The sequence below is a fragment of the Lentzea sp. CC55 genome (assembly GCF_021056325.1).
Lineage (GTDB): Bacteria > Actinomycetota > Actinomycetes > Mycobacteriales > Pseudonocardiaceae > Lentzea > Lentzea jiangxiensis.
The window spans coordinates 1-6,079 of record NZ_JAJCXE010000049.1 but is presented as its reverse complement, the minus strand read 5'-3'; the positions used below and the strand labels follow the sequence as shown (position 1 = coordinate 6,079).

At 69.2% G+C, this 6,079-nt stretch carries 7 protein-coding genes; 2 read left to right on the top strand and 5 right to left on the bottom strand.

The window, feature by feature from the left end; genetic code table 11:
- Positions 1–193 precede the first annotated feature (193 nt).
- The 5 genes from L6E10_RS31750 to gap form a co-directional block, all read right to left on the bottom strand.
- Positions 194–538 carry an RNA polymerase-binding protein RbpA gene (locus tag L6E10_RS31750; protein WP_053738343.1) on the bottom strand — a complete coding sequence of 115 codons (345 nt, stop codon included), beginning with the start codon at positions 536–538 and terminating at the stop codon, positions 194–196.
- Between the two features lie 66 nt (positions 539–604).
- Positions 605–844 carry a preprotein translocase subunit SecG gene (gene secG / locus L6E10_RS31745; RefSeq protein ID WP_030478109.1) on the bottom strand — a complete coding sequence of 80 codons (240 nt, stop codon included), beginning with the start codon at positions 842–844 and terminating at the stop codon, positions 605–607.
- A 178-nt stretch (positions 845–1,022) separates the two neighbouring features.
- Complete coding sequence (gene tpiA / locus L6E10_RS31740; protein ID WP_236223836.1) at positions 1,023–1,811, bottom strand: triose-phosphate isomerase; 789 nt, start codon at positions 1,809–1,811, stop codon at positions 1,023–1,025.
- Entirely contained in the window at positions 1,811–3,004 is a 1,194-nt protein-coding gene (pgk, locus tag L6E10_RS31735; protein ID WP_236223835.1) for a phosphoglycerate kinase, read from the bottom strand. Before pgk ends, tpiA begins: the two co-directional genes overlap by 1 nt.
- A gap of 17 nt (positions 3,005–3,021) precedes the next feature.
- Complete coding sequence (gene gap, locus L6E10_RS31730; protein WP_090105218.1) at positions 3,022–4,026, bottom strand: type I glyceraldehyde-3-phosphate dehydrogenase; 1,005 nt, start codon at positions 4,024–4,026, stop codon at positions 3,022–3,024.
- 177 nt (positions 4,027–4,203) lie between these two features.
- On the opposite strand from gap, the gene L6E10_RS40975 reads away from it, so the two are divergent.
- Positions 4,204–4,719 (top strand): helix-turn-helix transcriptional regulator, encoded by a 516-nt coding sequence (locus L6E10_RS40975; protein WP_236223834.1) that lies wholly within the window; start codon positions 4,204–4,206, stop codon positions 4,717–4,719.
- Positions 4,720–4,853: 134 nt separating this feature from the next.
- The coding region (locus L6E10_RS31720; protein WP_236223833.1) for an acyltransferase at positions 4,854–6,079 on the top strand (1,226 nt) is incomplete at its 3' end.

Below are 6,079 nucleotides of genomic sequence, written 5' to 3'. Positions count from 1 at the left end.
CCCAGGCCTTGTCCGTCAGCTCACCACGTCCGACCACACACCATCATCTGCACACGATCATGAGAAAGATCCGCAGGACACGCCCTAGCCGGACCGGCAGCGCGTCCGTCTCCCCCCGGATCCACGTGAAGGGCCCCCTCTCCGCAGTAGAGGGGGCCCTTCACGTGGATCCGAGTTGCTCCGCGAGCCAGGCTTACGGCTCTTCGCGCTGACGGCGGAGCTTGGCGAGAGCCTCTTCGAGGATCGCCTCGCCGTCCGCGTCGGAGCGCCGCTCCTTCACGTACGCAAGGTGCGTCTTGTACGGCTCGTTGCGCGGAGGCGCGGGTGGCGTCTGCTCGTCACGACCTGCCGGCAGGCCGCAACGCGGGCAGTCCCAGTTCTCCGGGATCTCCGCGTCGACCGCGAAGGAAGGCCGAGACTCGTGACCGTTCGCGCACCAGTACGACACCCGACGACGGGGCGCGGACTCGCCGCGCTCCGATTCACCCATCGGGCCTGCGCCGACGCGGGTACCGCGAATCGCGTTACCACCAGACATCGACCGTTACACCCCCACCAAGTGGTTACCCCAAGCCCCTGAGGGCTTCTGCCGCTGAACGGAAGATCAGGCTCCGGGGAGCTTGATCAGCAGCCCGATGCCCACGATGGCGATGACCCAGATCGCGCCGACGAACAACGTCAGGCGGTCGAGGTTCTTCTCGACAACGGAGGAACCGGACAGACTCGACTGCATACCGCCGCCGAACAGCGAGGAAAGGCCACCGCCCCGGCCGCGGTGCAGCAGCACGAGCAGCACCAGCAGCACGCTGGAGACGATCAACAGGATCTGCAGGAACAGGATCATTTCTTCCTCGCTGTCAGGCAGCCGACGCCATAGAGTACCTGTTCGACTGCCGAACGTGTGCAACCAGTGGGATTAAGGGTTCAGACGCGCTGACCGCCCACCTTAGCCGTCTCCTGCGGTGGTCAGCGGGACACCGGAGGAGGCGGACCAGGGCGAGCGGTCGGCACCTGTGATCAACCTAGGGCAGAGGCCCGCCGGCAGCCAGAGCGCACAGCTTGGTGAACTCGTCGGCCTGCAGGCTGGCGCCGCCGACGAGAGCGCCGTCGATGTCCTTCTGCCCGATCAGCTCACTGATGTTGGACGACTTCACCGAACCGCCGTAGAGCACGCGGACGACGGCAGCGGTCTCCTCGCCGTACTTCTCCGCCACGAACGACCGGACCAGCGAGCACACCTCCTGCGCGTCGGCCGAGGAGGCGGTCTTGCCGGTGCCGATGGCCCAGACCGGCTCGTACGCGAACACGATCTTGGCGACCTGCTCGGCGGTGAAGCCCTTGAGGCCGTCCTCCAGCTGCTGGCGCACGAGCTCCAGGTGACCCTTGGCCTCGCGGACGTCCAGCTTCTCGCCGAAGCAGAAGATCGGGGTGACGTCGACCTTCAGCGCCGCCTTGACCTTGGCGTTGACGATCGCGTCCGTCTCGCCGTGGTACTCGCGGCGCTCGGAGTGCCCGACGACCACGTAGTGGCAGCCGAGCTTCGCGAGCATCGGGCCGGACACCTCACCGGTGTAGGCGCCGGAGTCGTGCCGCGAGATGTCCTGCGCGCCGTACTTGATCAGCAGCTTGTCGCCGTCGACCAGCGTCTGGATGCTGCGGATGTCGACGAACGGGGGAAGAACGGCCACCTCGACCTTGGCGAAGTACTTCTCCGGCAGGGAGAAGGCGATCTTCTGCACGAGACCGATCGCCTCGAGGTGGTTGAGGTTCATCTTCCAGTTGCCCGCGATGAGCGGGAGCCGGGCTGCCATCAGGACTCCAAAACGCTGATGCCGGGGAGTTCCTTGCCCTCCAGGAACTCGAGGGACGCGCCACCACCGGTGGAGATGTGCGAGAAACCGTCCTCGGGCAGACCGAGCGCGCGCACGGCCGCGGCGGAGTCGCCACCGCCGACGACGGTGAACGCCTCGGACTCGACCAGGGCCTCCGCGACGGCACGGGTGCCGCCGGCGTAGGTCTCGATCTCGAAGACGCCCATCGGGCCGTTCCAGAACACGGTCTTGGCGTCGGCCAGCTTCGAGGCGAACAGCTCGCGCGACTTCGGGCCGATGTCGAGGCCCATCTTGTCGGCGGGGATCGCGTCGGTGCCGACGACGTCGTGCTCGGGGTTGCCGAACTCGGCCGTGACCAGCACGTCGACCGGCAGCACGAGCTCGACGCCGCGCTTCTCCGCCTCCGCGAGGAAGCCCTTGACCTGGTCGAGCTGGTCTTCCTGCAGCAGCGACGTGCCGACCTCGTGGCCCTGGGCCTTGAGGAACGTGTACGCCATGCCGCCGCCGATGAGGAGCTTGTCGACCTTGGTCAGCAGGTTCGCGATGACGCCGAGCTTGTCGGACACCTTCGAGCCGCCGAGCGCGACGACGTACGGGCGCTCCAGGTCGTCGGTGAGCTTGCGCAGCACGCCGAGCTCGGCTTCGACGAGACCGCCGACGTACGCGGGCAGCTTCTTCGCGACGTCGTAGACCGAGGCCTGCTTGCGGTGCACGACGCCGAAGCCGTCGGACACGAACGCGTCCGCGAACGACGCGAGCTCCTCGGCCAGCTCCTCGCGCTCCGCGTCGACCTTCGAGGTCTCCCGGGCGTCGAAGCGGACGTTCTCCAGCATCACGACGCCGCCGTCGGTCAGCGCGCCGACCACGGACGTGGCGGACGGGCCGACGAGGTCCGACGCCAGCGCGACCTCGGTGCCGAGCAGCTCACCGAGGCGGGCGGCGGCCGGGGCGAGCGAGAACTTCGGGTCCGGCTCGCCCTTGGGGCGGCCGAGGTGAGCGGTGACGACCACGCGGGCACCCGCGTCGGCGAGGGCCTTGATCGTCGGGACCGACGCGCGGACGCGGCCGTCGTCGGTGATCTTGTCTCCGTCGAGGGGGACGTTCAGGTCGGCGCGCACCAGCACGCGCCGACCCGCGACACCCTCGGCGAGCAGGTCGCTGAGAGTCTTCAACGCACTCGCTCCCGGACTCAGATCTTCGAGGCGACGAGCTTGACCAGGTCCGCGAGGCGGTTGGAGTAGCCCCACTCGTTGTCGTACCAGCCGACGACCTTGACCTGGTTGCCGATCACCTTGGTCAGCGGCGCGTCGTAGATGCACGAGTGCGGGTCGGTGACGATGTCGGCCGACACGATCGGGTCGGTCGAGTACTTGAGGATGCCGGCCAGCGGGCCCTCGGCGGCGGCCTTGTACGCGGCGTTGATCTCGTCGACGGTGACCTCGCGCTTGAGCGTGACGGTCAGGTCGGTGGCCGAGCCGGTGGGGATCGGCACGCGCAGCGCGTAGCCGTCGAGCTTGCCCTTGAGCTCCGGCAGCACCAGGCCGATGGCCTTGGCGGCACCCGTCGAGGTCGGCACGATGTTCAGCGCGGCGGCGCGGGCACGGCGGAGGTCGCTGTGCGGCGCGTCCTGCAGGTTCTGGTCCTGCGTGTACGCGTGGATCGTGGTCATGAGGCCCTGCTCGATGCCGAAGCTGTCGTTGAGGACCTTGGCCAGCGGCGCGAGGCAGTTGGTGGTGCAGGACGCGTTCGAGATGATCGTCTGCGAACCGTCGAACTTCTCCTCGTTGGCGCCGATGACGACCGTCAGGTCCTCGTTCTTGGCCGGCGCGGAGATGATGACCTTCTTGGCGCCGCCCTCGTCCACGTGCGCGCGGGCCTTGGTGGCGTCGGTGAAGAAGCCGGTCGACTCGACCACGACGTCGACGCCGAGGTCCTTCCAGGGCAGAGCGCCCGGGTTGCGCTCGGCGAGGGCCTTGATGACCTTGCCGTCGACGGAGATGCCCTCGTCGGTGACCTGCACGTCGGCGTCCAGACGACCGAGGATGCTGTCGTACTTCAGCAGGTGGGCCATGGTGGCGACGTCACCGAGGTCGTTGAACGCGACGATCTCGATGTCGTGGCCGCCGGCCCTCACGGCGCGGAAGAAGTTGCGCCCGATCCGACCGAAACCGTTGACACCTACACGAACCGTCACGACTGACTCCTTGCGTTCAGCTTGGGCAGGAACAAGCCCACCCTATCTGCCGAACTGCGTCCCTGGTCACAGGGATAGTGCGGATCTCTTGATCGAGCCAGAGAAACAGGCCCTGATTAGGCCGTTCGGCGGCGGAGCGAGCGGAGCATCCAGGGGAACCGCGACGAGGCCGGCCAGGTGTTCCGCGAAGGCCTCGTCGTCGGCTCCGAACACCCCGCGGACCAGTACCACGACCTCGAAGGGCTCGCGCTGGCCCTGGTCGGCACGGGCTCCGACGACGAACGCGCGCTCTCCCTGCTGACCGCCGCCTCCGTCGTCCGCACCCGCTACGACTTCCGTGCCGAGCCCTACTGGCAGGACCTGCTCGACGAGGCCCGCGCCGTGTGCCGCGCCCGGATCCCCGCCGCCCGGCTGCGCGCCGCGGAGTCGACCGGCGAGCGGATGTCGCTGGCGCAGGCCGTCTCCCACGGCCTGACCGCCCAGCCGGTCGCCGGGGACGCCGACGACGCGATCTCCGCCCGCGAGCGGCACGTGGCGACGCTGGTGGCGGAAGGGCTGACGAACCGGCAGATCGGACAGCGGCTGGGGATCTCGCCGCACACCGTCGCCCGTCACGTGACCCACGCGAGGTCGAAGCTGGGGCTGCGGTCGCGGGCCCAGCTGGCCGTGTGGGCGGGCCGTCAGGTCACATGATCGACTGAGGCCGCAGGTCAGATCGACTCGGTCACAATCCGTACATCAACTTGGGCCCTGGTTGCACATTCGGGTTAATCTCCGCGCCTCGAACGCGGACCCGGTCCGCAGACCTCCGCAACCAGGAGTCACCTGTGGCGACCTTGTCCGCCGAGCGCCCGTCCCCGGCGCTCGACCCGGCACCGCGCCCTCGGCACGCGCTGAGAGGCGACATCCAGGGCCTGCGCGCACTGGCCGTCGGCATCGTGCTGCTCTACCACCTGCGCCCGTCGTGGCTGCCGGGCGGTTTCGTCGGCGTCGACGTCTTCTTCGTCATCTCGGGCTTCCTCATCATCGGCACGCTCACCTCGGAGCTGCGCCGCACCGGCACCGTGAGCCTGCGCGACTTCTACGCCCGCCGCATCCGCCGTCTGCTGCCCGCCGCCACCGCCACGCTGCTGGCCGTCGTCGCCGCCGTTGTGCTGCTGCTCCCGCGGTCGCAGTGGCCGAAGATCATGCGCGAGGTCGTCGGCTCCGCCCTGAACGCCCAGAACTGGCTGCTCGCGGTGCTGTCCAACGACTACGGGCACGCCACCGCCGACGCCTCCCCGGTCCAGCACTACTGGTCGCTCGCGGTCGAGGAGCAGTTCTACCTCGTCATCCCGCTGCTGCTGATCGCGGTCGCCGCGCTCGCCCGCCGCCTCGGTGGTCGCACGGCGCGGTACGCCGTGGTCGCCGTCGCACTCGTCACGGTGGCGTCGTTCGTCTTCTCCGTGGTCTACGCCCGCGTCGACCACGGCGCCGCGTACTTCGTGACGCCGACACGCATGTGGGAGCTCGGCATCGGCGGCCTGGCCGCGATGGTGCTGCACCGCGTCTCGCTGCCCCGCGCGGCCCGGGAGCTGCTCGGCTGGCTGGGGTTCGCCGCGGTGGCGTTCAGCGCCGTGCACTACACGACCGACCTGCGGTTCCCCGGCTGGGTGGCCGCGGTGCCGGTGCTCGGCACGGCGGCGATGCTCGTCGCCACCGGGACGCTGCTCGGGCGCCTGCTCGGCGTCGCGCCGGTCCGCTACACCGGCGACATCTCCTACAGCCTCTACCTGTGGCACTGGCCGGTCATCGTCGTGATGCTCGAACTGAGCGACAACGAGCGGCTGTCCGGGAAGGAGATGCTCGCCGCCGCCGTGCTGAGCTTCGCGCTCGCCGCGCTGTCCAAGCGGTTCGTCGAGGACCCGTTCCGCCGCAACAGGTTCCGCCGCCGCCGCGGCACCTACGCGTTCGGCGCGGTGCTCGTGGTCGTCTCGGTGGTCGCGGCCTCGGTACCCTGGTACGCCGCCGCCCGGACGCTGGACCGCCTCGCGAACAGCATGGTCCTCGACGC